The 26,786-nt window shown below is 44.4% G+C and carries 18 protein-coding genes; 9 read left to right on the plus strand and 9 right to left on the minus strand.

Features of this window, described 5'->3' with window-relative positions; all coding sequences use genetic code 11:
• On the plus strand, positions 1 to 494 hold a 494-nt coding region (asd, locus tag A3735_RS10005; RefSeq protein WP_068638009.1), incomplete at its 5' end, for an archaetidylserine decarboxylase.
• A 5-nt stretch (positions 495 to 499) separates the two neighbouring features.
• Here the strand turns inward: asd and epmA are convergent.
• Together epmA and efp are read right to left on the minus strand one after the other, a co-directional pair.
• Complete coding sequence (gene epmA, locus A3735_RS10010) at positions 500 to 1,495, minus strand: EF-P lysine aminoacylase EpmA (protein WP_068507597.1); 996 nt, start codon at positions 1,493 to 1,495, stop codon at positions 500 to 502.
• A 44-nt stretch (positions 1,496 to 1,539) separates the two neighbouring features.
• A complete protein-coding gene (gene efp, locus A3735_RS10015) occupies positions 1,540 to 2,112 on the minus strand; it encodes an elongation factor P (protein WP_068507556.1) in 573 nt (190 codons plus the stop codon).
• Between the two features lie 224 nt (positions 2,113 to 2,336).
• Here efp and epmB point away from each other — a divergent pair, with 224 nt between their 5' ends.
• The 3 genes from epmB to A3735_RS10030 all read left to right on the plus strand — a co-directional run bounded on the left by epmB (position 2,337) and on the right by A3735_RS10030 (position 7,592).
• Positions 2,337 to 3,365 carry an EF-P beta-lysylation protein EpmB gene (gene epmB / locus A3735_RS10020; protein WP_068507605.1) on the plus strand — a complete coding sequence of 343 codons (1,029 nt, stop codon included), beginning with the start codon at positions 2,337 to 2,339 and terminating at the stop codon, positions 3,363 to 3,365.
• A 208-nt stretch (positions 3,366 to 3,573) separates the two neighbouring features.
• Positions 3,574 to 5,385: a hypothetical protein gene (locus A3735_RS10025; protein WP_068509967.1), complete on the plus strand. Its 1,812-nt coding sequence runs from the start codon at positions 3,574 to 3,576 to the stop codon at positions 5,383 to 5,385.
• Between the two features lie 110 nt (positions 5,386 to 5,495).
• Positions 5,496 to 7,592: an EAL domain-containing protein gene (locus tag A3735_RS10030; protein WP_068509966.1), complete on the plus strand. Its 2,097-nt coding sequence runs from the start codon at positions 5,496 to 5,498 to the stop codon at positions 7,590 to 7,592.
• 9 nt (positions 7,593 to 7,601) lie between these two features.
• On the opposite strand, the gene A3735_RS10035 is transcribed toward A3735_RS10030, so the two are convergent.
• The 4 genes from A3735_RS10035 to cysM are packed head-to-tail and all read right to left on the minus strand — an operon-like array spanning position 7,602 to position 12,755.
• Positions 7,602 to 8,066, minus strand: a complete 465-nt coding sequence (locus A3735_RS10035; RefSeq protein WP_068509964.1) for a MazG nucleotide pyrophosphohydrolase domain-containing protein — start codon at positions 8,064 to 8,066, stop codon at positions 7,602 to 7,604.
• Between the two features lie 9 nt (positions 8,067 to 8,075).
• Entirely contained in the window at positions 8,076 to 10,319 is a 2,244-nt protein-coding gene (gene relA, locus A3735_RS10040; protein ID WP_068509962.1) for a GTP diphosphokinase, read from the minus strand.
• A 26-nt stretch (positions 10,320 to 10,345) separates the two neighbouring features.
• Positions 10,346 to 11,827, minus strand: coding sequence for a 23S rRNA (uracil(1939)-C(5))-methyltransferase RlmD (rlmD, locus tag A3735_RS10045; RefSeq protein ID WP_082865187.1), 1,482 nt, complete (start codon positions 11,825 to 11,827; stop codon positions 10,346 to 10,348).
• A 25-nt stretch (positions 11,828 to 11,852) separates the two neighbouring features.
• Positions 11,853 to 12,755: a cysteine synthase CysM gene (gene cysM / locus A3735_RS10050; protein ID WP_068509959.1), complete on the minus strand. Its 903-nt coding sequence runs from the start codon at positions 12,753 to 12,755 to the stop codon at positions 11,853 to 11,855.
• Between the two features lie 242 nt (positions 12,756 to 12,997).
• Here cysM and A3735_RS10055 point away from each other — a divergent pair, with 242 nt between their 5' ends.
• The 4 genes from A3735_RS10055 to A3735_RS10070 all read left to right on the plus strand — a co-directional run bounded on the left by A3735_RS10055 (position 12,998) and on the right by A3735_RS10070 (position 20,059).
• Positions 12,998 to 15,940 (plus strand): hybrid sensor histidine kinase/response regulator, encoded by a 2,943-nt coding sequence (locus tag A3735_RS10055; RefSeq protein WP_068509957.1) that lies wholly within the window; start codon positions 12,998 to 13,000, stop codon positions 15,938 to 15,940.
• A gap of 219 nt (positions 15,941 to 16,159) precedes the next feature.
• Positions 16,160 to 18,592, plus strand: coding sequence for a hypothetical protein (locus tag A3735_RS10060; RefSeq protein WP_156490395.1), 2,433 nt, complete (start codon positions 16,160 to 16,162; stop codon positions 18,590 to 18,592).
• A gap of 18 nt (positions 18,593 to 18,610) precedes the next feature.
• Positions 18,611 to 18,994 (plus strand): YkvA family protein, encoded by a 384-nt coding sequence (locus A3735_RS10065; protein WP_068507569.1) that lies wholly within the window; start codon positions 18,611 to 18,613, stop codon positions 18,992 to 18,994.
• A 159-nt stretch (positions 18,995 to 19,153) separates the two neighbouring features.
• The gene (locus A3735_RS10070; RefSeq protein WP_068509953.1) at positions 19,154 to 20,059 is read left to right on the plus strand and encodes an acyltransferase; all 906 of its coding nucleotides are present in this window, start codon (positions 19,154 to 19,156) and stop codon (positions 20,057 to 20,059) included.
• Positions 20,060 to 20,206: 147 nt separating this feature from the next.
• Here the strand turns inward: A3735_RS10070 and nhaB are convergent, their stop codons facing one another.
• The 3 genes from nhaB to A3735_RS10085 form a co-directional block, all read right to left on the minus strand.
• The gene (gene nhaB, locus A3735_RS10075; RefSeq protein ID WP_068633105.1) at positions 20,207 to 21,709 is read right to left on the minus strand and encodes a sodium/proton antiporter NhaB; all 1,503 of its coding nucleotides are present in this window, start codon (positions 21,707 to 21,709) and stop codon (positions 20,207 to 20,209) included.
• A gap of 233 nt (positions 21,710 to 21,942) precedes the next feature.
• Complete coding sequence (locus A3735_RS10080) at positions 21,943 to 23,223, minus strand: Ig-like domain-containing protein (protein WP_068509950.1); 1,281 nt, start codon at positions 23,221 to 23,223, stop codon at positions 21,943 to 21,945.
• A 16-nt stretch (positions 23,224 to 23,239) separates the two neighbouring features.
• Entirely contained in the window at positions 23,240 to 23,791 is a 552-nt protein-coding gene (locus A3735_RS10085) for an outer membrane beta-barrel protein (RefSeq protein WP_068509584.1), read from the minus strand.
• A 185-nt stretch (positions 23,792 to 23,976) separates the two neighbouring features.
• On the opposite strand from A3735_RS10085, the gene A3735_RS10090 reads away from it, so the two are divergent.
• On the plus strand, positions 23,977 to 26,694 hold the full coding sequence (locus A3735_RS10090; protein ID WP_068633103.1) for a methyl-accepting chemotaxis protein: 2,718 nt from the start codon (positions 23,977 to 23,979) through the stop codon (positions 26,692 to 26,694).
• Positions 26,695 to 26,786 lie beyond the last annotated feature (92 nt).

Raw genomic sequence — 26,786 nt, forward strand, 5'->3', positions numbered from 1 at the left:
TTGAACGAGCCGAACCGTTTATGGGTGGCGACTTCTCAACAATCTACTTGTCGCCTAAAGATTACCATCGAATTCATATGCCCTGCACCGGCACATTAAGAGAAATGGTTTATATCCCTGGTAAGTTATTTTCGGTTAACCCGGTAACGGCAGAGAATGTCCCTCGCCTATTCGCCAGAAATGAGCGTGTTGCAGCCATATTCGATACCGAGTTTGGCCCGATGGCCATGGTCTTGGTTGGTGCAATGATTGTTGCCAGTATCGAGACCGTTTGGTCTGGTTTAGTCGCTCCGGTTAAGCGCGATGTGAACAGTACCCTTTATGGGGATGCGAGCAGTATCACTCTGGAAAAGGGGCAGGAAATGGGACGATTCAAGCTCGGTTCTACCGTTGTATTGGCGTTTCCAAAAGGCACAACACAATTCAATGAAGCAATGCAGGCAGGCTCCCCCGTTAGAATGGGTGAAAACTTCGGTAGTATCATTAAAAGCTAGATTTACTAGACCCGACTTAGAGGGAAGCTCAATACATCTTCAATGCTATTGACTCCCTCTTTGATCATCAACAAACGATCCAAACCTAGGGCAATTCCCGAACAGTCTGGCATACCAGACTCCAAAGCTGATAAGAACTTCTCATCGATTGGTATCCCATTCAAACCCATATCCTGGCGTACCAAATTATCAGATTCAAAGCGCTGGCGCTGCTCTTTAGCATCCGTTAGTTCATGATAGGCATTCGCAATCTCGAGCCCGTTTATATATAGCTCGAACCTTTCTGCGACCAATAAGCCATCCTCATCATGCTTCAAGGCGGCTAGAGATGCTTGTGATGCGGGATAATCCGAAACAAACACGGGTCTAAGCTTACTATCTTCAGAACAGCCCAAGTATGGCTCAATACAGACGCTTAGTAGCAGATCCAGGTACTCATCACGTTCCAAATTAGGCCCGGAATAGCCGGCCAACTCTATTGCTTTCTGCCTCAGTACATCAATAGCGACTATCATCGGGTCAAGATCTAAATATTTCCGAAACAAGTCGCGATAACTAACTGTCGACACTTCACATGAACCCAAAAGAGTTTCCAGTAGGTCTGCGGTTTCTTGCATCAGAGCGTTGAGATCAAAGCCTGGGCGATACCATTCAAGCATGGAAAATTCAGGATTATGTCGTACGCCGCTTTCAGCATTACGAAAAGTTTTACAGATTTGGAAAATCGAACCACTCCCCGCAGCAAGTAGACGCTTCATAGGGAATTCAGGAGAAGTATGTAGATATAAACATTCTGAACCCGCACCAGGTGCAGAATTCAAAGCGCAAGACAAACTTTCCAGATGAGGATCTGTCGCAGTTGAGCGACCAAGAATAGGCGTTTCAACTTCAAGCACATGACGTGCGACAAAAAAAGCCCGAAGCTGCGCATATAGCTCAGCCCGGGCTTTTAGTCTTTGCAAAGAACATGTTGGTTGCCATTGTTCTGAAGTTTTATTCATAACAAGCAAGCAAACCTCTAATCTCTATGCAATCAATTGCTCAATTATGACTTGGCACGACTCACGTATTCACCAGTACGAGTATCGATACGCAGCTTCTCACCAATATTGACAAATAATGGCACATTGACCGTTGCACCGGTAGAAAAGGTAGCCGGCTTTGTGCCACCTTGAGCTGTATCGCCTTTCAAACCCGGGTCAGTTTCTACCACTTCCAGCTCAACAAAGTTTGCTGCAGCAACAGCCAAGGGTGCACCATTGAATAGTGTGACCGTATAAACATCCTGTTCCTTTAACCACTTAATTGTATCACCGACAGCCTTTTCATCAGCAGCATGCTGTTCAAAAGAACCATCAGTCATCATAAAGTGCCAGAACTCACCATCGGTATAGAGGTACTCCATATCGAATTCCATTACGTCAGCCGCTTCAAGAGATTCACCTGACTTGAAGGTTCTCTCCCATTGACGCCCAGTATTGAGGTTTCTCAACTTAACGCGGTTAAAAGCCTGGCCTTTTCCTGGCTTTACAAATTCATTCTCAATCACCGCACAAGGATCACCATCCAACATTACTTTTAAGCCTGAACGGAATTCGCTGGTAGAATAACTTCCCATTTTGATCTCACCTGTTTCTGTCTCCTACATATTTATGCAGGAACTATTCAATTTACGGAATTATTTTCTCGCTATCTTGGTCCAGCCTAATCTATACAGGGCCAATGAGTGGGCGACAAACTGTTTTCTATAGCTTTACTTCGCTATATACTGCGCGGTTTACCGGCCTCTTTACATCAAGGGCTGACTCTTTTTTAGGCTCGCAGACCAAAATTAAAGCGCACATGATACATCTATCAACTATTCCTGTCGAAAATAAAGCGCAATACGGTTCATGGCAGTCTCAACTTAGCCAGTGCAAAATAAGTACTGCAGACTTGCTGAACAAGCTAGGTCTGAACGATCATCCTTTAGTAGATGAAGAGGCTGAGCGTTTGTTTGAATTAAGAGTACCACCACGTTACTTGGCAAGTATTCGTTCAAACGACCCGAATGACCCACTTCTTCTACAAGTACTTCCTCAAAATAGAGAGTTCAAGCAAGTCGATGGTTTTAACGATAGCCCTCTGAACGAGGAAGAGTACTCTCCCGTCAAAGGCTTACTGCACAAGTACAATAATCGGGTATTACTCATGAGTAGTACTGTGTGCGCTATTAACTGTCGTTACTGCTTCCGCCGGAATTTTCCTTATGACGCGCATCGCCAATCAAAAAACGAATGGCGAAAGGTCTTCAACTACATTGAAGAACACAAAGAATTAGATGAGGTAATCCTGAGCGGTGGCGAACCCTTAATACACAATAACGACCACCTTGCCTGGCTAATAAACAATATTGCTGATATCAAGCATATCCAACGCATTCGTATTCATTCTCGAATGGTCGTCAGTATCCCGGAAAGAATCGACCAAGAACTATTAAAAATATTTTCTGATTGCAACAAACAACTCATACTCGTCACACACTGCAATCACCCTAACGAGTTAGATAGTCAACTCAGACCCTGCTTCACTGCTCTCAAACAGGCTGGCGTCACCTTATTGAACCAGGCAGTCTTGCTAAAAGACGTCAATAATCATGCAGAGACACTAACAAAGCTTAGTCTAGCGCTCTTTGACCTGGGCATTCTCCCTTACTACCTATTTATGTATGACCGTGTTTCAGGCGCAGCGCATTTCGAGGTCTCTGAGCGCGAAGCATTTAAGCTCTATAAGCAACTTCTTGGCGCTCTGCCTGGTTATCTCGTTCCTCGCCTCAGTCAGGAAATCCCGGGGCAAAACTCTAAGAGCCTGGCAACATTTAGTTGGCCATAAATAATGTGCTACTGAGAACTAAATCGAGCCTGTAACGCGATTTAACAATTCAAGCCACACTTTTTCCCCCTCATTCAAGACAATACCATAATCCCTGCTATGCTAGTTATAAGCGTATTATGGCTACGGTTTCGCATAATTTTCTGACTAGATGCTGACCCGTACAAGCAAAATAAGTAGCCTCTTACTACAAATTTAGGAATCATGAATGCACGGCCAAGATATAGAATTAAATTTATCCACCCCCGAGCAAACTTTAATCAGTTTTTCTTTTGCTGAACATACTCCAGCAGCAATTAAAGCTTGGGTGAAGGATTTGCCGATGGCTAATGTGGGAGAGCTCTCACGCCAGTTATACCAGGCAATAATCGAGTTTAATAAGCTGACTCTTCCTCCTCTAACACGAATGCAAATTCTGGAACTATTGAGGCCGCCAATAGACTATGTATGTAAGGAGCTGTCTAAACACTTCCTTAATCAGTCAGTTGTACTAAGTGAAAAACAGCAAAAAATTGCTAACCTGACTCAAGCTATCCAAATACATCTCGCAACCTCGTATAAGATAATTCTTATCGATAGCGTGCCTAACATTAATAGCGAAAAAGTCAGGAAAAACTTTACTTGTGCTGCTCATAGGATGATGTCCGAGTATGGGCAAGTCCTGCTCCGATCTAATCAGCTTTATATTCACACTCCCAGAGATATCTGGGTCGAAATGCATCAGGTTTTCTACTTTGCTGAACAACACAATTTACTGAAATATACCGTTGCAGACGATCAAAGAAGAGACGGACGAGAAACTCGAATAGATCAAGTCTATAAACAGAATCTCTTACTAAGCTGCTGTCGCCCTAACCAGCTACGTCAAAACGATATACAGATTGCTTATTACGCTTTCGAATTGTGGTCAGACCTAGTTGACATCGGTGCCGATCAAATCGATGAATCAGTCTTTGTAATCAATATCGAGCAAGATCTACCACCTCGATACAAAAGCTTACTTAAAAGTACCAGTGCCAGCCATTATGGCTTTAACACGACCGAACTAGTGAGCAGACTAAATGAACACCTTAACACTGAAGTAGAGCAGGCAAAGTCAAAGAAGCGTATTGAAAAAGAGCCGATCATAGCACTGCCTAAGCATATTTCCGACGTCGTTTTGGATCATTTACATCATTCATTCGGTGTATTAACCAAGCGCAGCTTTAAACGGGTAGAAGATGAGGGTGCCCTAAACCTATGTGTTGGTTTAAGTGCAAGCCACTATTACACCTCGGGAAAAGTCGAGTTCCACACACAAATGCTTCAACATGCATCCGGTTCAACCTCAGGTGATGACAATATTTTCCTAAGTGCCACCAATCAGTCTCAGGATGGTTGGGGTGACAGCTATGATGCCGGTAGTCATTCGGCGACTACGCCCTCCGACGCGCCCATTTCCTATGACCGAGCAATCGATGACAAGCTCGACAGCGCTTACCCGAAGTACACAGTTCCTTTAGTCAATACAAGCCCTGGTGGCTATTGTCTGCAATGGGAAGGTGAAGTACCAAGCAATATTCAAGCGGGTGAAATAATTTCCTTGCGTGAAAATGCTCAGCAAGCATGGAGCATCGCGGTTATTCGCTGGATCAGACATATCAAGCAGCAAGGTACCCAGGTAGGGATCGAACTATTAGCGCCTAGCGCTAAGCCATGTGGTGTCCAATTGCTTCAGAAGACGGGAGACCCTAGCGAGTACCTAAGAGGACTCCTGTTACCAGAACTGAGTGCCATAGGTCAGCCTACGACACTTATTACACCCAGGCTTCCCTTCATGTCCGGTCATAAGGTATCGATTCGAGCCAATGGCGCCGAAGGAAAATGTAATTTAGAAACACGTGTATCAGCGACCGGTAGCTTTAGTCAATTTGAACTGTCAGAAAACAAACAAATGAAAGAGCTGACTGAAAATCGGGTTCCTGATATTGAGGTAGGCGACAACGATGATGACTTCGACTCATTGTGGCCGACACTATAAATAGAGAACTGAAAACGAAAATAGAGCACACCATAAGCGCTCTATATTAATAACTTGCCTGGTTTAACAGGTATATATTTTTTGAACATTAAGAGCAGTATCCCAAGTCAATGAGCAAAATAAACGACACAATTTATCTACTTATTCTCGACCCATCAGAGAACGACGCAGAAAAGCTAATCAGCCTGTTGCGCAATGCCGGCATACCTACCCGGGCAAAGCGTATCGAGTCTGAAGAAGAGTTCGTCGATGCGCTTGAAGAGCAGTCTTGGGATCTATTTGTTGCCCGCGAAAAAGAAGCTGACTTTGATATAAACCAAGCCCTAGTGCATATACGCCAAAAAGACCGCGATTTGCCCTTTATCGTCTTAAGTGATGCTTATGACGATGAGCAGCTGGTTAAGCACATGAAAGCCGGCGCAAAAGATGTCGTACCTTTCGAAAATGATAAACACATAGTCGTCGTACTGCGACGAGAGTTAGAGAGTCGAGCCGATCGTAAAAAGTTGCGTTTAATGGAAGCAAAAATTCGCGATGCAGAGCACCGCTGTGAATTGTTACTCGATAGCTCAAAAGATGCCATTGCTTATATCAGTGATGGTATGCACATCTATGCCAACAGCTCCTATATGCAGTTCCTTGGCTACGATGATATCGATGAAATGATCTGCATTCCTGTGCTTGATACCTTTAATTCAGAATCACAAAGCAGCTTCAAAGAGCTATCTAAGCCTTTTTCAGATAACCCGCAAGCCGAAAAGACCGAAGCAACAACCTGCATATCCATTCGTGAAGATGGTACTGAAATTAGCGCAACCATGAGCCTTTCCGCTGCAACTTACGACGGCGAAGACTGCCTACAAATTATTATCCGTCCAGAGCATGACAATGAAGAACTTGCGGAAAAGATAAAAGAACTCAGCCAACAGGATCTGCTAACAGGTTTATATAACCGCCAATACTTTATGGAACAACTGCACGATGCAAAAGAATGTGCGGTAAATAATAGTACGCATGCAGGCGTACTTTACCTGGCCATCGATAACTTTCAGAAGATAAAAACCAATTTTGGCATGGCTGATGCCGACCTGGTACTACGCGACCTGGCTCATGTTATTGATAGCAACCGAAAGAGCGACCATCACCTGGCTCGATTAAGCGACGATGTTTTTGGCCTAATATGCCCGGCACAAAATGGAGATGATGCCGTTGAAGTCGCCCAAGCTTATGGTCAGGCTGTTGAAGATCACTTATTTGAGGTCGATGGAAAAACAATTCAGATAACACTTAGTACTGGTGTCACTTTGATAACTGAGAATGCCCCCGCCATCAATGATATTCTAGGTAGAGCTCAAACGGCGTCTCAAGAACTCGCTTCTCAGGACAACGCTGAAGAGATAAATGGAGTCAAACTGTACACGATTCAAACTGATAAGCCTTTAGATGACCATGACATGGCAATGGAGCTGATTCAGGATGCAATCGACAATGACAAATTCAAGCTGCTCTTCCAACCGATTATCAGCTTGAGAGGCGAAGGGGATGAGAACTACGAAGCCTTTATTCGCATGCTGAATGAAGAGGGCGAGGAAATTTCACCCTATGACTTCCTGCCACCAAGCGGCCCAAGTAATATGGCCAGCAAAATCGACAAATGGGTTATCTTACAAACAATTAAACACTTAAGTGAACATAGATCAAAAGGTCATGACACCAAACTCTTTATTAACCTGACCAGCGAGACGCTACAAGATCAAACCTTCACCTCATGGCTGAATGTAGCGCTGAAAGCCGCTCGCCTACCTGGCGACTCTTTAATTTTCCAGATATCGGAAAACAACGCTATCACTTACATGAAACAAGCAAAAGAGTTTGCCAAAGGTATCAGCACCCTACACTGTAAAATGTCGATCAATCAGTTCGGCCATGCCTTAAAACCTTTCAACCTTCTGAAACACTTAAGCCCAGAATACATCAAGCTTGAAGGTTCCTTTACTCAAGATATGCAAAAGGGTGAAGATTCAAAAGAACAGGCTAAAGAAATGATTCAGACCTTACAGTCCATGGGTAAACTCACTATCGTGCCGCTGGTAGAGAGTGCAGCCCTGCTATCAACTTTGTGGCAAGCGGGCGTCAACTATATTCAGGGTTACTACCTGCAAGCACCCTCTACAGAAATGAACTACGACTTTAGCGAAGAAAACTAATTGGAAAGCTTATTTCTCTTTCAGTTTGGCCAACTCCCAGAGCTGGTCTAGTTGAGTTAAGGGCACCTCGCTCACAGAAGTGCCCTGATTGCCCAATTGCTCCTCGATAAATTGAAAGCGCGAAGTAAACTTATCATTGGTAAGCTGAAGCGCATCTTGAGGAAGTACACCTAGAAAGCGCGATAGATTCAAGCAGCTGAAAAGCAAGTCACCAAACTCAGCTCGAATTTCAGGCCTTTTAAAAAGGTCTTCAGCCGTGCTTGTCTTACACTGCGCTTTCGCTTTTATGACTTCCTGCTTAAGCTCGTCCAGTTCTTCAGCTATTTTATCAAAAACTGGCTCTATTTCAGGCCAATCAAAGCCGTGCTTAGCTGCGCGCGCTTGAATATCCAAAGCCTGGTTCAGTACTCCATCTTTATTGGAAGCACCTTCTAGAATACTATCCTGAGCCTTTTTAACTTTCTCTGAAGACACCAAAGCTCCTTAGTTACGTTTTCTGCGAGCATCAATAATATTGGGTAATTGCTTGATCTTGGCTAGGGCTTGCCCAAGACTCGCCAAGCTCGACACATCCATTGCAATGGTAATGGTCGCAATATTTTCTTGTGGGTCAGAGTATGAATTCACGCCCGTTACATTGACCTTCTCGTTAGCTAGTACAATCGTTATATCCCGAAGCAGGCCTTCTCGGTCATAGGCTTGAATCTCAATACCCACACCATAGGCTGCATCGGCTTCATAGCCCCAGGAAACTTCTATAATACGATTTGGCTCCAAGTCTTCAAGCTGGAGCAAATTCATACAATCCTGTCGGTGTATCGAGACGCCTCGTCCAACTGTTATATAACCCGTAATTGGGTCTCCTGGCACAGGCTGGCAACACTTCGCCATAGTTGTTAGTAAGCGCCCAACGCCCTTGATCTTGATATCATCTCGCCCAGCACTATTCGCCGCTTTCTGCTGTGGTGCACCAAGACGAAGATCCAATTGCTGTTCTTTAGGCTGCAGAATTTTCTGAGCAACATTCGCTATATGCGTTGGCTTCACGTCTCCTGCACCAATCGCCGCAAATAGGTCATCCACCTTATTGAACTGAGTTTGTTCCACAAGTTCCGAGTAATGGATATCGCCAATAGACAAGCGCTTAAGCTCATCCTCCAGAAGTATTCGGCCATCAGTGATATTCTGAGATCGATTCTGTTGCTTAAACCAATGAACCAGCTTGGCTCGTGAGCGCGAGGTCTGAATATAGCCTAAACTCGGATTTAACCAGTCACGGCTCGGCGAAGCCTGGTTAGAGGTTAGAATATGAATCTGCTCGCCAGTTCGAAGCGGGTAAGTTAACGGCACGATACGACCATTTACTTTAGCACCACGACAAGCATGGCCCACCTCAGTATGAACACGGTAAGCAAAATCTACCGGCGTTGCGCCATTTGGCAAATCAACAACATGGCCATCAGGTGTAAATACGTAAATACGGTCTTCACCAACGTCTGAGCTTAGCTGGTTTGCAATTTCCGAGGCATCACCCACCTCCTCTTGCCATTCCAGTACTTGTCTAAGCCAGTTGATCTTTTCCTCATACCCTGAAGATCGACTTTTAACATCGGTACCTTTATAGCGCCAGTGAGCACAAACTCCCAGTTCGGCTTCCTCGTGCATTTCCCTCGTACGGATCTGCACTTCCATGACCTTTCCTTCTGGCCCAATGACAGCTGTGTGCAAAGAGCGATAGCCATTTTCTTTCGGGTTAGCAATATAGTCATCAAATTCGTAAGGAATATGCTTCCACAAGGAATGCACAACACCTAGTACCGAATAACAGTCTTGTACACTGGGCACCAGAATTCTAAAAGCTCGAATATCGTAAATTTCAGAAAAATCTAGATTCTTACGGCGCATTTTTCGCCAGATGCTATAGATGTGTTTACTTCGGCCAGCGACTTCGCCGCGGATGTGGGCATTCTCTAATTCAAGCTCAAGTTTTTCAGTCATTCTTTTTACAAAAGAATCCCGGTCAACTCGGCGCTCATCCAGCAATTTCGCTATCTTTTTATAGGCTGAAGTGTGTAAGTAGCGAAAAGACAGGTCTTCGAGCTCCCACTTGATATAGCCTATACCTAAGCGATGTGCCAAAGGCGCATAAATATCAAAGACTTCTCGTGCAACACGCTGACGTTTTTCGGAGTTCGCGTCTTTAACCGCTCGAATTGCGCAAGTTCGCTCTGCCAACTTGATGAGTACGACGCGCACATCATCAATCATGGTCACAAGCATTTTCCGGACGTTATCAATCTGCCCTTGAGTCTGACCTAAAACCATACCTTTAAATGGACGATGTGTTGCAGAGATCGCTGCCATTCGCGCAACACCTTCGATCAACTTGGCAGTTTCTCCGCCAAATTTTTTCGATACTTGCTCCAGCGGCAATTTACCTTCGCGGACAGCTCGATAAAGTATTGCTGCAATGATAGCTGTCTGATCCAATTCCAACTCGATCAGAATCTGAGCCATCTCCAAACCAATTACAAAACTATTGTGCTCTTTTGCCCAGACTCGATCTTCCTGGACCGATTTCTGCTCGATTTCAAGGCTAGTTTCACAGGCCTGGCGTACTGTCTCGATATTACCCAACTCGGTAATTGAACTGATTTTATCAAGCCATTGATCAATGGCGGCTTCGCCATCGAAATCCTCAATGTAATCTTCGCGAACCTTAACCATAAAACTACCTGTTTATTATTCTTAGCCTACTTACTATCGAAAACAGCTATCGACTCTAAATGCTCAGTATGGGGAAACATATCCAAAACCCCTGCCTGCATCAGACGATACCCTTGCTGCACCAAGATCCCCGCGTCACGCGCTAATGTAGCCGGGTTGCATGATATATAAACTATTCGTTTTGCCCCAAACTGCCTAATATTGCTCACGATATCCAAAGCACCTGCTCTAGGCGGGTCGATCAAAATCTTATCATAAACTCCCTTCGTCCAAGCTTGAGCCGAGAAGTCACTGTATAGGTTACTTTCATAAAAAGTGACATTTTCGATATCATTAGCTTGTGCATTAAACAAGCCTCTTTCCACCATATCCTGACTGCCTTCAACCCCAACAACTTCCTTAGCGCACTTTGCCATTGCCAAAGTAAAATTACCCAGTCCTGAAAACAGATCCAGAGCACGCTCATCAGATTTAAGTTCAAGTAGCTGCAGCGCGAGTAGAACCATCTTCTGATTCACACCAAGGTTGATTTGCGTAAAATCTTTTGGGTGGAATTGTAAGGCTAAATTTTGCTTCAATACCCGCAAATTATAGGACAAGTTAGCTTGGCCTTCTTCTCGGCACTCATTTTCCGGCCACAACTGCTGAATACTGGAAATGTCCCCTGCTTGCAGAAACACCGTCCACTTCTGCTCCTTCGCAAGGTTTCTAAGCATTTCCAAGTCACTCTGCTCAAGAGGCTTCACATGCCGAATCAACACGCCTATTCCCTCACGACTCAAGGACAGTTCCAGGTGGCCAAGTGCTTTATGCACCGAGATTGAAGCAACAAGTTCTTTAAGTACGGGTAAGGCACTTGAAAGCTCACTAGCCATAATTGGGCAAGAATCTATATCTAATGTCTCTTTGGAGGCTTTTTTACGAAAGCCAATTCGAAGCCCTTCTCCTTTTCGGCCATAGTCGACACTGAGCCGGACACGCGAACGATAACCCCACGGCTCACTCTCGACAAGCGGCAACCATTGTTGCGGAGCCAAATCCCCAAAGTGCTTAAGCTGGTCAGCCAATACAGTTTGTTTATGCGCCAGTTGAGCTTTATGCCCCATATGTTGGAGGCTGCAGCCACCACAAGTTCCATAATATGAGCATACAGCTTCAACACGTTGATCTGAAGCTTGCATCACTTTCACCGCAGCCAGCTCATCATATTTAGCACGATGAGCCAAGACCTCAGCCAAAACAGTCTCACCGGGCAAGGCATAATGCACAAATTGCGTTTTGCCTTTATTTTTGGCGATACCTCGCCCCTCATGACTGAGAGACAGAATTTGACACTGAAGCAAGCCACTATCAGAGCTATCAACATCGTTGGCGAGGTTCTTGGACTCCAGGCTCACTTTCACCCGAGCTTCCTGCTTCGAATCTTTAAGTTCACGCTCAAGTGATTTTTTTTGCTTTTTAGACTGCTCACGCAGCTTAGTTCTATGCTTAGAAAAAATATTTGCCATAGTTACACGCTACCGAGCCACCTGCTCACGAAAAAACACCTGTTGAAAGGTAACGATCTCCACGGTCACAGATAATGGCGACGATCACCGCATTTTCAAGCTTGGCTGACAAGCGCAAAGCTGCAGCCACGGCTCCGCCTGAGGACACACCGCAAAAAATACCTTCCTGTGCGGCAAGGGCCTTCATTGTTCTTTCCGCTTCATCTTGCCCCATCTCGACCACTTCATCGACTCGTGAGCGATCAAAAATACTCGGCAGATACTCTTCAGGCCAGCGACGAATACCGGGAATTGCCGCATTTTCTGCAGGTTGCAAACCCACTATCTTGATATCTGGGTTCTTTTCTTTCAGAAACCTGGAGTTTCCCATAATGGTACCTGTCGTTCCCATGGCACTGACAAAGTGAGTAATTTTTCCATGAGTTTGCTCCCAGATTTCAGGCCCCGTCCCGCAATAATGAGCCAAGGGGTTGTCATCGTTCGCGAACTGGTCGAGGACAATGCCCTTGCCTTCGGCCGCCATTGACTGCGCCAGGTCACGAGCGCCCTCCATACCTTCTTCTTTGCTAACATAGAGCATTTGTGCACCGTAAGCTTCCATTGAGGCCTTCCGTTCCATGCTAGCGTTGTCTGGCATAATCAGGATCATCTTGTAGCCCTTGATTGCCGCAGCCATCGCTAAAGCAATCCCCGTATTGCCACTCGTTGCTTCGATTAAGGTATCACCGGGCTTTATCTGCCCTTTTTCCTCTGCCCTCTGAATCATACTTAAAGCAGGCCTATCCTTCACCGAACCTGCAGGGTTATTACCCTCAAGTTTGACTAGCAGGATATTAGTTGTCTGACCAGGTAAACGCTGTAACCTGACGAGGGGGGTATTTCCAACATAGTCTTCAATCGTAGGAAATTCGTTTTTTGCATCACTCATTGGGAGTAAAATTCCTGTTCAATATTCTGTTTACAGAGTATGTATTAATTCAATGCGCCCAGTCTAGAATGCCTAATTCACAGACAAGACAATAAAACGACACTAGATCAAATTAGCACCGTTTAATCATACTAATTTCTGTAAAGCTTGCTATGGCAGTCCATCGTACAATTGTCCATAATACATAGTTCATGATATACCACACGGCCTGACAAAGCCTTATATTATATAAGTTTAAATCCATGAAACCTATCAAGCTCAAGTCTCGCATCGCACTGATTGCCTCCTTGCCTCTAGTATTAATATTTCTTGGCTTAGGCCTAGTATTAGCCGACCACAGGCTAAATGTCGTTGAAAAACAGTTTTTCCAACAGCTAAGTCTATTAACCCAGACCAGCGCCAGCATCACAGCTCAACACTTGCGAAACAAAGCCACGCAAAAAGATGATGAAAAGCAATCAGAACTAAACGATCTGAATAAATACTTTGACACGCTACTTGCTTCCCCCCTTATCGAATCGATTACGCTACTCAATTCAAATCATAAGGTCTTAAAACACCGAGGCACTCAGCTATCCGCACGACTTAACCCAACAACCTTTCCCACAGTCAGCCCAAAAATTATCGAGACAGGCAATGAAAACATTTTCGTCATACCGCTGAATACTGAAAAGCGCTCAGCCACTCTTTCATCTTTGACTCAAAGTAGACTAAAAAAACAAGTTGGCCCAAGCACCTATCAACAGGAACAGAGTAAGGCATGGTTATTAATCAACACCAACCGGGGCTCCATGAACCAAGAAATCGGCAACACAGTCATGAAGGCTATCTGGTTAATGTTAGTCGGCGCAATCCTTTGCTATTTCTCTGTGCGTTTTTTGATTAAACAAATAATAGCGCCAATTAAAGAAATTGGGCTGCATTTAGGTAAGCTGGCTGACGGCAATTCCGACATACACATTCAAACTGTTTTCCCTAGCGAACTTAACCAGCTGGCTCACAGCGCTAATCAGTTAGGTGAGCGCTTGAGCCAAACTCAATCTGACATGACGCAAGAAATTGAACAAACTACAGAAGACTTGCGAGAAACTCTCGAAACAATTGAAATTCAGAACGTAGAGCTCGATATAGCGAGGAAGCAGGCTGTTTTGGCAAACCGAACCAAGTCAGAATTTTTAGCCAATATGAGTCATGAAATTAGAACACCACTGAACGGCATTATTGGTTTCACCAACCTCTTACTTAAAAGCAACCTGAACAAACGACAAATAGACCACCTTAGTACAATCAAAAAGTCTTCAGAAATTCTGCTACTAATCATAAATGATATTCTCGACTTCTCAAAAATAGAAGCCGGTAAGCTATTGCTAGAAAAGGGTACCATTGAATTTCGGGAGCTTATCGATGACGTGGTTGCTATGCTTGCACCGACGGCTCACGCCAAGAATCTGGAGTTGGTTCACCTACATTACCAAGACGTCCCCAGGGCCATTATTGGCGATCCTCTGCGCATCAAACAAGTTGTCACCAACCTGGTCAATAATGCAATCAAGTTTACCCAGGCTGGTGAAGTCTTAGTCAGGGTGATGTTAGCCGATGACGAAAATGACCTCAGCCGCGAGTCTGTCAAAGTGTCAGTGACCGATACAGGCGTTGGTTTGTCTCGCGCCCAACAACACTCGATTTTTAACGCCTTTTCCCAAGCTGACGCCACAACTGCGAGAAACTTTGGCGGCACAGGTTTAGGGCTCGCGATATCCAAGAACCTAATTGAGCAAATGGATGGTGAAATTGGCTTTGAGAGTGAGCTTGGCAAAGGCTCTACATTCTGGTTTACCTTACCCATAGAAAAACCAGGCAACGAGCTTGAACAGCTCCCAACCCAAGAGCAGCTAAGAGGCAGCCATATAATATGCTACGAACCCAAAGGGTCCGCCAGACTTGCAATAGAGCATATGTTCAACTCCTGGGGTGTAGACTACCAGTTTGCCGAAAGCAAATTACAACTGATAACCCTGGCAAAAGTTGCTGAGACCCAGAAAGATCATCGCCGACTAACCTTGGTGAGTCTGGATAAAAGCCAGTTAGGCGTCCCTGAATACACCTCGATCATGCAAACCCTTCAATCACTAGGTCAACGAGTTTTGCTCATTACGCCGACCCTAGAAGACTACGATACCGAAGCCATTCAAAGCGCCAGCGCACACTTGGTGAAGCCGCTCACCCGACAGCGTTTTTACAATGAGCTATGCGAACTAAGCATGGAAAACTACACTAAAAAAAGCATCTTGAAAAAGCTCACAACCCCTATTTCAACGCCTATTAAAAAAGATAGACAACCAATTCTTGTCGTGGATGATAATGATATCAACTTATCGTTAGTGGTCTCAATTCTGGAAAGCATGGGGATACAAGCAGAGTCCGCTAATGACGGCTTTGAAGCAATCAGCAAATGTCAGGAGACCTCGTACAAGCTTATTTTTATGGATATTCAGATGCCAGGAATGGATGGTGTTGAAGCGATGAAGCGCATCCGGCAGATTAATCAGCAGTATAAAACAGCAACGATCATTGCACTGACTGCCTACGCCCTTCCCGAAGAACAACAAACCTTTCTCAACCAGGGTTTTCAAACACTTATCACCAAACCAATTGATGAAGAAAAGCTCAGTAAAACAATCACAGAATATCTTCCCGAGCTAGCCAGTGACCTAGGTCAGAAGCAAGCTACTACGTCTATGCCTGCATCGCCCAAAGACAATAGCCCAGTTCACTTACCGGAAACAAATAATACCACCCCAGACCCTCGTCAATCTCAGGCTATTCATTCATCACACACGCCAATTAAAATCATCGATATAGAAGAAGGCGTGAGTTTGTGTAACGGTAACCAAGATCTTGCGGAAACTTTCTTAAAAAAGTTTTTGGAAAGCTTACCAGGTGAAAAAGAACGAATTGAGCAGCTATTCCAAAACAATCAGCTCGAACTACTTGAAGAGTCTGTCCACAAATTACATGGCGCCTGCCATTATTGTGGCGTTCCAAAGTTAAGAAAAACAGTAAAAGATACCGAACATGCTTTAAAAACTTACGAGCGACAGTTGGATACATACATAAATGAGCTTCTCGAAGACATTCAGCGAGTTCTTGATACGGCTAATGAATTGAAGCTAATCCCCTCTTGAGTCACCAGCTAAGCGCTATGCGGATCACACTCTGAAACATAGGCGCTTTTTTAAAAGCCTCGAATTAGATATATTAACTCGGTTAACTCAACCCGAAAGGATTATTAACTTTGGATGCGAGCTATGATCAAGCTCCGAATGTGTAAGTGCATCCAAGTTCAACGATATGGAATACGTTAGAGCTACTAACGTAATTTGCTAAAAAGGTTAATGCAGCTTATGTCCTCACGTCGCTCTCCGCTCCCCAAAACCATTTCGATTATGGTTTTCCTATTTTTGCTAGGCACCCTACAAGCATGCGGACTCCCCGAAGAACAAGGTGGCACTGATGGTAGTTCCAGCGATTTAGATTCTGATAGCGATACCGCACGAGACCCAGATTTAACCCTCGGAAAAACTCTGATAATCAACGCAGAACGACTAGACGGTTCAACAGACCTAAGCCTAGGTCAAATATCCTTAGTTTCACTAAATGCCGACTTCAACGAAACCTCTGACGGCAACCTCCCCACCTGGGACGTAACGAGACTTGAGGACTCCAGCAACATCCAAATGTTTATCGAGTCCGATTACATTGAACAAATTAACCACGTAATAAAAATCCGCTATAGTGACGATGAAATTTATTACGCAGCCATCCCTTACATCCCAATCGCGGTTAATTCTACTGCACAAGTTACCACTAATATTTTTACTCATTACCTACTCAAAAAGGTATTTGATCAAATTCCCGACTCTAGCGCTTTGTTAACTCACCAACCTTGTCTTACCGATAACCCTGTGATTGGCTGTGATAACCAACCTAGAGCTAAGCAAGACTACTTATCAATGATAAATAATGCTGTTGGCGAGTTTAACTTCGAACTTTCCAACAACAATAATATTTCACAGGCAATAGAAACCTTGGAACAACAAGACGAAATTCGTCACTATGTGGAAGCTGCTGCGACAGAGTTAACCAGAGCAACGAGCCCTTTCGCAAAAGGTACAATGCGCGAAGTGACTGGCCTGGGTTTCGATGAAAATGGCGACGTTTTCTCTACACCTCCACCTTTGCCAAAAACTTATAACAGTGCATTTCTTGCCCTCTCTTTAAGCGATATCAACGCAACTAATAGGAGCGTAGAATCCATTGGCTTTGCTGCATCCAATTCAACCATCGTCGAAAACAGGGAGCTAGCCAATGAACTGCCCGCTTACCCCAAATATCAAAGCACCACCTATTTAACGGACTTACGCCGCGAGTCAGCGCTATTTATCGATATCCCTTATGAACGCACAAGCCTAACCGTGAGAGATATTAACGACAGCGATATTGACCGATCTGAGCCAATCAACGCTTATGCTTCAGCCTCTACGCCCGACTCTTTCTTAAGTAGGGAAGGCAACATATTGGAAGCACGTACATTAAGCCCATCTCAACCGGGTGATGTGACTGATACAAAAGATGTCGCGTGGCAATACGAACCTATTTTCGCCAAGCTCTACCAAGTAAACGAATATGAACCAGACTCGGTTTACTCACCTGTCGAGGAAGAGGAAGATATTGATTATGGAAACGAACCAACTTGGCTAACTGGTGGCAACTTTAGCAAAGCCGCGAACTACATTGTCAAAAATCCAAATACTGAAGATGAAGAATTAGGAGACCAGATCGAAGATATCAATCTTTTTTCATGGGAAGTACACGCTCAGCAAACACCTAGCACTTTTTCCACCAGCTTACTTAATGGCAAAAGCTACGGAGTAATATCCTTCTCTCAGAAGCTCAATGATACAGATAAAATAATAGAAATCTTTGGCGAAACAATGATTTGGAATGCATCTGGTAGTTTTTTCAGCCTGGAGCAGCCTATTAATAACCCCCACTATAGAAGCCATACCCTAGCTCGTCTCGCCAACAACAACTCACAGTCATTGACAACGCAAAGAGGAATTATTGAGGACTCACGCAGATTCTTTAGTGAACTGAGCGAAGTATCAGACCCAAGCAGCGAGACAGGCATTTCAGAGGTAAATAGAGGTATATTGAAGCTCGATGGTGGTCTCGAAGCACCTATTGGTCACGCGACAGAAAGCGGAAGTCATTTTGCGTTTTCCTTCAACACCTCTGATACAACTGTGACTACTGATCGTGGGACAGGAATTATTCTCGGCGTTGAGCTAGAGGAAGTAAGCAGCCCAATCTTTCCCGATACCGACGATGTAATACAGTTTACCTATCATATACAAGGTAATAGCATGACTATTTTGGACGAAACAAACAGTCTACAAAATCTGAACGGATCAACTCTGCATATTACCGATAGACTAAATGCAGGTTCAAGCAATGACTGTCATGCCACACTGCAATTATCGAGAATCTACGTTACTCATACCCTGACCAGCAACCCAGAGACGAACTCCCTCAGCTCTCCGAATCAAGACTCTCAAGCGTCGGTAGAAAGTGACACTTGCCGTGTTACCTTTAACGAGATTGAAATTAGCTTTGCTGATGTGTTGGGGCAAGCTTTAACATTAAAGGGATTTATATCAAAATCTGACGACAGCGCGACTCCAGGGAATCTCCTAACTTTATTATGGCTACAGGAAAACAGCATTGGTTTAGTACTTGCTGGCAAAGATCAGATATTAAAACCAGGCTTCGAATAAAGCCTGGTCGAGAGTAAAATGAAAGACGATATAAACGAAAAAAAGCTAACTAGTAAAATCAAATCTGCCTTCAGCTCCCTTTCTCAGGAAGCTATTACTCACGCACTAATTTTGTATTACACCCTACGCGAACCAAACACTCCAGCATGGGTAAAAACGGTTATTCTCGGAACGCTCGGCTACTTCATTAGCCTTATTGACGGGATTCCTGACTTAACCCCCGTTCTTGGCTACACCGATGACATATCTGTAATGGCTGCGGCAATCGCCACGCTGTCTCGATACATCACACCTGAAATCAAAGCGAAAGCTAAACATAAAACTGATGCTTTCTTTCCAGCTAAAAAAACTGATCAAAAGAAGACTTCAACTGAAGCGCCACCCGATAAACCAGAACAGTAAGCATGAGCACTATCCTCCCACCTATTGCCACCACCTTATTTGCACTATACAGCCAGATTAAATAGATAATGCAGCACCATATTTACATGCGTACGCTGTAATCTTGTACTTGTAGGTGTCTCTCGATAAAATTTTACTAAAATACTATGAGGGGTATATATGCTCAGCTTTCTTCCTGGCCCAGTTAAAGGGGCTATTATTCTGATTTTAGTTATTCTGAACACTTTGCTCTGGATGCCTATTTTAGTCGTTGGCGCTCTGCTTAAGATCATCATTCCCATCAATATCGTCAAAAAAATTGTGACTAAAACCCTTATTGCCTGTGCAACAAACTGGGTTTCTATGAACAACTTTTTTATGGCAATGTTTCTGAAGGTTGAGTGGGATTTTACCAGTGTTGAAGGGCTAACAAAAAATGATTGGTACTTTGTAAATTGTAATCATCAATCTTGGTCAGATATTCCAATCACTCAAAAAATCTTGAACCGCAAAATCCCTATGCTTAAGTTCTTCCTTAAAAAAGAACTTATCTGGGTACCGATTATTGGCATCTGCTGGTGGGCTTTGGACTTCCCTTTCATGAAGCGCTCCACTCCAGCACAAATAAAGAAAGATCCATCACTTGCCGGTAAAGATCTGGAAACCACACAAAAGGCTTGTGAGAAGTTTAAAACAACGCCAGTATCAGTATTTAACTTCCTCGAAGGTACTCGTTTCACACCGGAAAAGCATGCGCGCCAAGAGTCCCCATTCACAAACCTGCTAAAGCCTAAAGCGGGTGGAGCAGCTTTTGTTCTAGGCAGTATGGGCTCTCAAATGAATACCATGCTGGATCTTACAATTGTTTACCACGATAAAGATATCGGACCGTGGGATCTCTTCTGTGGTCGTATTTCGAAAGTAACCGTCCATATTAACAAAATAGAAATACCTAAAGAGTTCTTAGGTAAAGACTATAGTAGCGACCCTGAGTTTAAAGCAGCTTTTCAAGCTTGGTTAAATACACTTTGGGAAAATAAAGATCAGCTAATTACGGATATTAAAACACGTAATAATATCAACTAACGGTAGGAATAAATCCGAACTCATATCAGCCCGAAACAATCATCTTGCTTCGGGCTTTTTTGTGCCTCTTAGCCTGACCGGCAGCCCGGCATTTAAAGCATCCATAATTAAGCCCGGACAGGCCGGGCTATATCAAGCATTCATAGCCTAGAGTGTGAGATAAACACCTAGATAGCCAACAACACCTAATACCACAGTATATGGCAAGGCCATAACCACCATCTTGCCATATGATAAACGCACCAATGGCGCTATCGCAGAGGTCAACAAGAACAAGAAGGCCGCCTGACCATTTGGCGTTGCAACACTAGGTAGGTTTGTTCCGGTATTAATCGCTATGGCAAGCTTTTCAAAATGCTCGCGACTAATAGAACCGGCATCAAAGGCACTCTTCACTTCATCGATATAAACAGTCGCAACAAAGACATTATCACTAATCATCGACAGTACTCCATTCGCAATGAAGAACATGCCAGGCTGGGCACTTTCATCAAGCGACAGAACATAGTTAATCACACCCGAAAATAAGTGCAGCTCATGAATTACACCGACAATCGTGAAAAAGACAACGAGTAAAGCTGTAAACGGTAATGCCTCTTCAAACGCTTTACCAATTTGATGCTCTTCATTGATCCCAGTAAAGACAGTTGCAAGAATAATGACTGTTAAACCAATTAGCCCTACCGCAGCCAAATGCAAAGCTAGTGATACGCATAACAGTACTGCCACTGCACCTTGAGCAATCAACTTAGCTTTAAATTCCGGGGTCATTTTAGCCTTCTCTTCCTGATCAAAGTTTTCTAGAATCTTCCGAACCGAGCCTGGAATCTTAGCCCCGTAGTCAAATTTTTTGGTTTTCTCTAACAGAATACAAGTAAGCAAGCCAAAAAACAGAACCGGCATTGTAATCGGTGCCATTTGCAAGAAAAACTCTACGAAGTCCCAACCCAGTTTTTCAGAAATTAGTAGATTCTGAGGCTCACCCACCTGTGTACAGACACCACCCAAGGCAGTCCCTACAGCACCATGCATCATCAAGCTACGTAAGAATGCTCGAAACTGGGCAAGGGCCTGACGATGATCCTCATGAACGTCATCATCATCTCCATGGTCATGATCAATATGATGAAACTTCTTGCCCGACGCGACTTTGTGGTAGACAGAGTAAAAACCGACACAGACACTGATAATGACTGCGGTAACAGTTAAAGCATCGAGAAAAGCTGACAAAACAGCTGAAGCAACACAAAAGACTAAGGACAATTGCGTCTTCGATCGAATACCAAGAATGATTTTGGTAAATACGATGAGCAGCATACTCTTCATAAAATAAATCCCCGCCACCATGAAGATCAGCAACAGAATAACCTGCAAGTTATTCTCAAGTTCATGATAAACCGTCTCGGGCGACACCATACCTATCAGCACGGCTTCCAGCGCTAGCAAGCCACCCGGCTGCAATGGATAACACTTTAATGCCATCGCCAAGGTAAAAATGAACTGCACTATCAATAGCCATCCCGCAACATAAGGCGCAAGGGTAAACAAGATAGGATTAAAGACTAAAAATGCAATAATTGCGTTCTTGTACCAACTGGGCGTGTTGCCCAAAAAGTTTTTATAAAAAGCCTGCGATAAACTTCTGGCCATTCTAACTTCCTAAATCTCAGGGCTACAAGATTGGTATTTCATAGGGTGCTGAAATACGTCCTAATACGTAGCGAACTGCAACTCACTGAGTCAATGCGGATAATTAACTACTTGATGTAACAGACATAAAAAAGAGGGGTTTCCGCAATAAACACTGTGTCGTGCTTACTGCGGTAACTTTCAGTGCCCGTTTCCGGGGCGGCGGGGATTGTACGCTAAAAAACTAGCAAGTCCTATTCAACTTTAATGAAAAAATAAATATCTACATTGATATCGTTATCATCATCTTTATAACGAACCTGGTATTCAGACTCCCCCACGGCATCAAAGGTCACTAAGCCCGAACTAGAGATGTCAGCAGCCTCACCTGAAAGCGCAGTTCCGATCACCGACCAACTAGTTTCTTCCTCATCAGCCAGATCAACAATCCCTTCATCCCCTTTAGTATCAACGGTATAGAGTTTTAGCTGCGCCTCGCCGTCTTCCAGATCCAGTTCAATAGTGTCATCATCGTTATAGCTGTCATTCCCATACTTTACACGAAGCGATACCACCTCAACCGCTGCCTCTACATCTACCGCAAGTAAGGCTGACTGCAGCTCTCCTGAGCCTCCGGGGTCACAAGTAGCACTCACATTGCTAGACCCTTCAAGCAGTAGTTCAGCCAAGCCAGTGTCGGTATCAGAGAATGCCAGAATTGTTATATCAGAAGACCCCCATTGGACGTTTTCAGTTATATCAACGGGGTCTGAGCCATAATCACCCAGCGCTGAAAATTGACTACTTTCTTCCGCATAGAGCATTTCATCAGCAGAGCTGACGGAAATACTAGTCAGACCTCCCGCCACGACTGAAACTGTCACCCCTTCACTATCAATATCATCCTGGCTTGCTATGATTTGCGCATCATCAATAGACAAACCAGAGAGGACTCCTTTATCTTCTCTCGAGCCATCAGACAGCGCTACATCACCAACATAAATAACCGAGCTATCACTGACACTCCAGCTTACTTTATCCGAAATGTCTGCCTCATCACCGTCACTATATGTTCCCCTTGCAAGCAGTTGTTGCGAGGATGTTTGACATACTGGAAGGCTCGCAGGTTGATTACTGACGGCTATCGAGACCAAGGGTGCATCGGAAGAGCGCAATGCCTTAGTCGCCGAAAGGTCGGCAAGCCGTGCTATTACATCCGCCGTACCGTTAGATTTACCTGTCGCCACACCATTACTATTCACCGATATAATCGAAGAGTCTGAACTCGACCAGCTTACCGAACTTGTAATATCAATCTGGCTGGCACCGCCATCAACATTTCCCAAGGCTGTGAATGTCTCGGTCTCCCCTTCACGCACGCGATCATTCGAGGAAACAATAGAAATAGAGGTCAAATTCTTAGTGTTGACTTCAACGGCTTGAATATAAGTTTGCTCATTACCCACACCACAAGCTGTTAAGACAAAGCTAACTAAAAGTAAAACAGCCCGTGTCATCTTTTTTACTGAACACATATTAAGTCCTTTTTAACTAGAAACTTTGGCGTAAGCCCAAGCTCACACCATCCAGAGAGAGGTGATCCTCATCATAATAACGAAGGCCCTGAATATTGATAAAGGTCTCACTCGAACCCAAACGAAATTCAGCACCACCACCGTAGACAACGCCATGATACAACTCTCTATCTACGGGGCTGGAGGCGCTGCGGGTCATTTCCAGTTCAGACATGCCATAGCCAAGCAAGATAAACAATTTCCCACCGTTCTCAGCCTCTGGAGACTCGAAACGACCCAATATCCCAACCGAAGATACGAGACTCATATCAATACCAATATCGTCTCCCTCAGTGACACCTTGTGCGGCATAAACTTCAAGCCCTACTTGAGGCTCCAAATATAATCCCGCTCTCAGACCAGCTCCAGAGATATCGAACTCCGCTTCGCCACTTTGTTCATTACCAATAGTATTTATCAGGTAGTGGGCATCCAGCCCGGCATAATATTTAGGTTTATCTTCTGCAAAAGCGATACTGCTTAGAGCAAGTAAACATATACTCCCCCCAATGCATTTCTTTAAATTCATTCTCGTCTTCCCTTATCCATACCTTAAATAATGGTTTCCTAGCTTATCAAACTAGCGAGCAATCTTATCCTAATTTTTCGTTAAGCCAGAACAATAAAAATTTATCTACCACTAAGGTGATATTGTTTTTTTGAACTACATTGATACAGGCCCCAATCCTTATCAACTAATGGACGGTAATAAACATGAACCATCAAGAACAAATACAACCTCAATGGAAGCTAATTATCGGCTTCGCGCTAGCTTTGCTGATCACAGTTGGCTCGCTATTATCTGGTAGTGGGGCTATCGGCATATCCGGTAGTATTATCGCGCTTATCCTGGTGACCGCCATCGCATTCATTAACATCCATAACACACAGAACAATCTGGGCGCCCCAATCTCTCAGGTGAAGCATTTAGTCGATGAAATTTCCATGGGGAACTTTTCGAACGCTTCAGAAAATACTGGTGCGAAGAACAATAGCCTAGCCTCCAAGCTACAGGCTTTAGCTTATAGCCAACAGGAAAAACAAAACGAAATAGAGGCTTCTCAAGCCTCCACTCAGCGGATTATCTCTGCCTTAAACGTCTGCAACACCAATGTCATGATGGCCGATGATGACTACAACATTGTCTATATGAATGACTCCGTAAAGGAAATGATGCAAAGTGCTGAAGCAGACTTAAAAGTGGTACTTCCCAACTTTAATGCTCAAGCACTTATGGGAGAGAGTATTGATGTCTTCCATAAAAATCCGGCTCACCAACGGAGTATGCTAGAAGGCTTGCAAACTCAATATAACGGAAAAATCCAAGTTGGCACTCGAACATTCAGTTTGATAGCCACACCAATCTTTGATGATGAACACCAACGACTCGGCACCGTCGTCGAGTGGGATGATCAAACCGCGCAGCTAGCCAAGGAACAGGCTGAAGCTCAGTTGGCAGCAGACAATACGCGAATCAAACTAGCGCTAGATGTGTGTAGCACCAACGTCATGATGGCCGACGCTGAGTTCAATATCATTTATATGAATGAATCAGTACAAGAAATGATGAAAACTGCGGAAAGCGACTTGAAAGCAGAGCTTTCTCGCTTCGACGCCGATAACCTGATTGGCAACAATATCGACATCTTCCATAAGAATCCAGCGCATCAACGCAGCATGCTTGAGAAGCTCACCAGCACTTACCAAACCAACATTACGGTTGGGCCACGCACATTTAACTTAATCGCGACCCCTATTTTTGCTGAAAACAAAGAACGAATCGGTACTGTCGTTGAATGGAATGACCGAACAGAAGCGCTTGCTCAAGAAACAAAAGCCAAACAACTCGCCGAGGAAAATGCAGGCGTTAGACTGGCTCTCGATGTTTGTAATACCAATGTGATGATGGCCGATGCAAATTACAACATCAATTATATGAACAAAGCAGTACAGAATATGATGCGCGTAGCTGAGGCAGACTTACGCAAAGTGCTGCCAAACTTTGATGCCAATAACCTTGTTGGCAACAACATCGATGTTTTCCACAAAAACCCTGCACACCAACGCAGTATGCTTGAGCGTCTGACCAGTACATATCAAACTGAAATTAAGGTCGGTGTACGTACCTTTGGCCTAACTGCGACACCTATATATGGCGAAGACCAAACTCGCTTGGGTACCGTCGTTGAATGGTCAGATAGAACTGATGAGGTTGCGCTAGAAGGTGAAATTAACAGTTTGATAAATGCCGCCAACGATGGAGACCTTCGACAACGAATTGACCTAACCGGTAAAAGTGGCTTCTTCGAAAACCTCAGTAATGGTTTGAACTCTCTAATGGACAAGACATCCGAGTTTGTCAGTGAAGTCGGCGTGATATTTGAAGCAATGTCTGAAGGTGATCTCACCAAGAGTATCGAAAACAATTACAAGGGCGAGTTACTTGCCATCAAAAACAATGCAAATAACAGCGTTACCAAACTAAGTGAAGTGCTAACACGCATTCAAATCGCCTCAGAAACGGTTCGCACTTCTTCACAAGAAGTCGCGGAAGGCTCCGATGACTTAAGTCGACGAACCGAATCGCAAGCCAGCTCACTGGAAGAAACCGCTTCCAGCATGGAGCAAATTACAGCCACCGTAAAACAAACGTCGGAAAATGCCTCCGAGTCAAACACTATGGCAAGCGATGCGAAGGGTAAAGCGGAGCAAGGCGGTGAAGTTGTTCAAGGTGCCGTTAGTGCGATGCGTGAAATAATGGAATCTAGCAACAAGATCAACGACATTATCGGCGTGATCGATGAAATTGCCTTCCAGACCAACCTCCTCGCCTTGAATGCTGCGGTTGAAGCCGCAAGAGCTGGTGAGCAAGGCCGTGGCTTTGCTGTCGTTGCTGGAGAGGTTCGTACCTTATCGCAACGTTCTGCTGCCGCGGCGAAGGAAATCAAAGACTTGATTCGTGACAGTGTAAACAAGGTAGAATCCGGCTCAGCCATGGTTAACCAGTCTGGGCAAATGCTCAATGACATCGTCCAGTCAGTTGATCGCGTTGCCAAGATGATCAATGACGTCAACACTGCAGCAATCGAACAAAATAGCGGTATCAGTCAAATCAATCAGGCCGTTGCGCAAATGGACGAAATGACTCAGCAGAACGCGGCTTTGGTTGAGCAAACCTCTGCTGCAAGCCGTTCAATGTCTGAAGAAGCGAGCAACATGAATCGCCTGATTGCCTTCTTCCGCTTAGATGCTTCGCAGAGCTCGCATAGTTCTTCTCCCTCCTTCGCTTCAGCTCCGTCAACACCTGCAGCAAGTTACAGTGCACCAGAACCAACTAAAGAACCTGTCATCACCTACCAGGCAAGCAGTGCTGCGCAAGAGGATAACGGTGCAGCTTCGTTTTCAGAAGACGATGAGTGGGAAGACTTCTAAAAACACTTGATATCACGCATACTCAAAAAGACCGGTATATTTCCGGTCTTTTTTTTCGACTTTAGTAAACTGGATTTACAATTGTAAATGTA

The sequence above is a fragment of the Oleiphilus sp. HI0061 genome, assembly GCF_001635675.1.